Raw genomic sequence first — 3,951 nt, 5'->3', positions numbered from 1 at the left:
TATGGAGGCTTCCTGTACCCGGCTTAAGCGTGGAATGCCTTGGGTAGGCACCGCGAAAAACGGCAGGTCTTCGCTCACGCCAGTGTTGTTAAACACCGCAATGCGCGAGCGCGGGCCAATATCGCCCACCGCTTCACCACGCAACACTTCCAACGATAGCAAGGGCACAGCCTGCTTGCGCCACTCCACCGTACCGAGCAGCCAATCGGGGCTATCGACGACGGGGGTAGGTCTGACGTAAGACACAATTTCGGCAATGGACACAGTGGGTGCCAACATTGAGTGCTCGCTCATGGGCAGGATGAGGCTGGGAATATCCAAAGCCGGTTGTTGTTCGAGCGATGCTTTTGCTTTCATAGGCCTGCCTGATTAGTTCACTCTATCAACTGCTAGCAGCAGCGGTTTATTTTATCGCCAGGTGCGCAGCCAATGCCTGGGCCAGCGCAGCGGGCTCTCCAACGAAACTTGTCACCCCGGTGGCAATCACTTCATCGGGCATACTCGACACCGTACAAGACGCCGGCGATTGTGCCCAGACCAATCCACCCTGCTGCTTCATCAATCGCACGGCGGCTTTACCATCATCGCCCATGCCCGAAAACACAATGGCACCCGAGCGATTGCCATACACCGAAGCCACATTGGCAATCACCTGATTAATCGCGGGCTTATAGGGCCCGGGCCAGGGTTCACTGCTGACCACCAGCGTGCCGTTTTCTTGGAGCACGGCGCGCTGATCGGGGCGCACAATCAGCACACTGTTTGCCGCCACGGGCGAGCCGTGGCCCGCCAGCTCTGCAGGGTAGGCAGAGCCTTTGCTAATTACCTGTGCGAGGGTTACATCAAAGCGCTCGTCGATATGTTGCGCATAGATAAAGGCCACATCCAGGCCTGCGGGTAGCGCTTGTAAAAACAACTTTACCGCCGCCGGCCCGCCGGTAGAGGCCGCCAACACCCACACCTCTTTGGGCGCGAGCGGGCCCTGGCCCAGGCGAATGACGCCCGCTAACTGCTGCAACTTCGCACTCAAACGACGCTGCCAACCCTCGCTGGATTGCGCGGCGCTCTCTTCAAATATAACCGGCACGTCTAACTCGGCCAGCCACTGACTGAATACCGGGTTGTCAATGGCGTCATCCGCCACAATTAACCAAGCATCTGCCGTGCAATCGCCCAGCTGTGCCACGGCGTCACAGGCTAGCTGACATGCCAGTTGGCAATCGTTTTGCGCAAGCAACGCCTTGTAGTGGGGCAATTGGGTGGTGTCTTCCAGCAGTAAGCCCACCCGCAGTAATTCAGTCAAAATCGCTCATCCCTGACCGAAGATCCGCAGCTTTACTGCTGATCTTCACCACTTAATTCCCGGATATTCGCCAGCAGTGCATCCTCTTGATAGGGCTTGCCCATGTATTTGTTGACCCCCAATCCCAACGCGCGCTCGCGGTGTTTGTCTCCTGTGCGCGAGGTGATCATAATAATGGGGATGTCTTTCAAACGGCTGCTGGAGCGCACGTTTTTAGCTACTTCAAAGCCGTCCATACGCGGCATTTCAATATCCAGCAACATCACATCTGGGATGACATCCTGCAGGACACGCAGCGCGTCGGCACCGTCTTTGGCGGTAATCACGTTATAGCCCTCGCGCTCCAAGAAGCGCGTTGTAACTTTACGCACTGTCACCGAATCATCTACCACCATTACCAGGCGTGCGGTGTCTTCCTCGGCACTGGCACTTGGGGCCTCTAGCAATTGGGCCTGGCCCAAGCTAAGTGCGGCTTCTTTACGAATCATGGCGTGTAGATCGAGAATAACGACCACGCTACCGTCACCCATCACCGTGGCACCGGATAACCCTTGTACGGCGCTGAACTGTTGGCCCAGTGTTTTTACCACAATTTCCCGGCTGCCCATCAGCGTATCCACCTGCAGGGCCACAGAGTGCTCGGAGCTGCGCACCAAAATTACCGGCAGTGGCAGGGCGTGGCCTTCCAGCTTTGGACGCAGTTCTTTATTGAGCATGTTACCCAGATAGCGCACGCGGTAATTTTCACCGGCATATTCAAAGCGCGCATCTACGTCCTGATAGTAGTGCTCTAACTCAAAGGGGCTCACGCGCACAATACCCTCAATGGTGTTGAGCGGAATCGCGTAGCGGTCCTCGCCGATCATCACCATCAGCGCGCGGTTAACCGACACGGTAAACGGCAGGCGAATAATAAATTCGGTGCCCTCGCCGTAGCGCGAGTCGATGAACATCGCGCCGCCGAGCTGTTTAATTTCCGAGTGCACCACATCCATGCCCACGCCGCGACCGGAAATTTGCGTAACTTTTTCCGCCGTTGAAAAGCCGGCCGATAAAATAAACTGCATGATTTCCTGATCGGACAGGCGCGCATCGGGGGCCATCAGGCCGCGCTCTATAGCCTTGGCTTTGACGCGCTCCAAGTTGATACCCCGACCATCATCGGCCAGTCGCAATACCACGTCGCCACCTTCGCGCCCCAGGCTCAATACGATTTTGCCCTCTTCGGGCTTGCCGGCCGCCTTGCGCGTGGCAGCATCTTCAATGCCGTGATCCACCGCATTGCGCAGCATATGCTCTAAGGGCGCAACCATGCGCTCGAGTACCGAGCGATCCATCTCGCCTTCGGCATTGTCTAGCTCGAAAGCTACTTGCCGATCCAGTTCGCCGGCCACTTGGCGCACGATGCGGCGTAGCCGCGGCACCAAGCGCGAAAAGGGCACCATGCGCGAGCGCATTAAGCCTTCCTGCAGATCGGTGTTAATGCGCGACTGTTGCAGCAACAGAGTTTCCGCATCGCGGGTTTTATCGGTGAGCGTACTCTTCAAGTCGAGCAAATCCGACGCCGACTCGATGAGCGAGCGCGACAACTGCTGCAGCTGGGAGTAGCGGTCCATCTCCAGCGGGTCGAAATCTTCCGTTTCCGCCAACTGCTCCTGGCGGAAAATAATCTGTGCTTCGGTTTCAATATCCAACCGGCGCAACTGTTCCTGCAAACGATTAATGGTGGCTTCCATTTCGTCGATGGCAAAGCCAATTTCGCTGACCTGTTCCTCCATTCGGCCCCGCGAAATAGAGGTTTCACCCGCAAGGTTTACCAGCTCTTCCATTAAATCGGCAGAAATTTTAATAACTTCTTGCGGCTGGTTGCGCTTGACTGCCAGCTGCGCCGCTGGGCGCTTGGGTTGTTCGCCGACCGACTTGCCGGCCACCGAGGGCGCCGGCGCGCGCGGATTAAAGGGAATAACATCGGCAGAGGTAAGTGGTTTAACCGATGGCACAAGGCTGGCTGCAGTTTTTGCACTATCGTTGGCCGCAGGCTCGGGCTCATCGCCGGCCTCCGCCTGCCGATCGCGCGCGGCCTGCGCATCGCTCTCCACTTGCGCTTCGTGCTCGGCCTGTACTTCATTGGCGTCCTCGACGGCACTCAGCCCCGCTTGCGCAGACTTTTCTAGCGCGCGCATGGCTTCGGCCAGTCCTTCGGGCTCGTAGTTATGCACCGCCTGACGAACTTTTTCGGTACCGCTGAGCAACAAGTCCTGATAGCGATGCATCACGTCAAAGAGGCCCGCGTCCACTTCGGCGCGTTCATTTTCACGGGTGATTAAATAGGTTTCGAATTCGTGGGCAATATCGCCCAGGCCCATCAAGCCAGCAAGGCGCGCGCCCCCTTTGAGGGTGTGCAGGATGCGTTTTAGCTCTTCGAGGTGTTCGCCGTTGCTCCAATCGTCGGACCAGCCATTGATGGCGTGATCAATTTCTTCCAGCAATTCATCGGCTTCTTCCAGGAAAATTTCGAAAATTTCCGGGTCGATTTCTTCCGCGTCCACATCGGTTGTGGCAGTGATGTCCGGCACAACCTGCGTGGCTGTTTCGGGGACAGCCGGCGCACCCCCTTCTGCTTCTGCTTCTGCTTCTGCTTCTGCTTC

3 protein-coding genes are annotated in these 3,951 nt (G+C 57.2%); all 3 read right to left on the bottom strand.

Features of this window, described 5'->3' with window-relative positions; all coding sequences use genetic code 11:
* The coding region (locus ACW8F6_RS14430; RefSeq protein ID WP_491576581.1) for a chemotaxis protein CheW at positions 1 to 357 on the bottom strand (357 nt) is incomplete at its 3' end.
* A 46-nt stretch (positions 358 to 403) separates the two neighbouring features.
* Positions 404 to 1,303, bottom strand: a complete 900-nt coding sequence (locus tag ACW8F6_RS14425) for a chemotaxis protein CheB (RefSeq protein ID WP_491576580.1) — start codon at positions 1,301 to 1,303, stop codon at positions 404 to 406.
* A 32-nt stretch (positions 1,304 to 1,335) separates the two neighbouring features.
* Positions 1,336 to 3,951, bottom strand: a 2,616-nt coding sequence (locus ACW8F6_RS14420; RefSeq protein ID WP_491576579.1) for a hybrid sensor histidine kinase/response regulator, incomplete at its 5' end; no start/stop codon positions are given.

The organism is Simiduia sp., assembly GCF_058345725.1.
The sequence above is the reverse complement of the archived record's forward strand: the minus strand, read 5'-3'. Positions and strand labels throughout refer to the sequence as shown.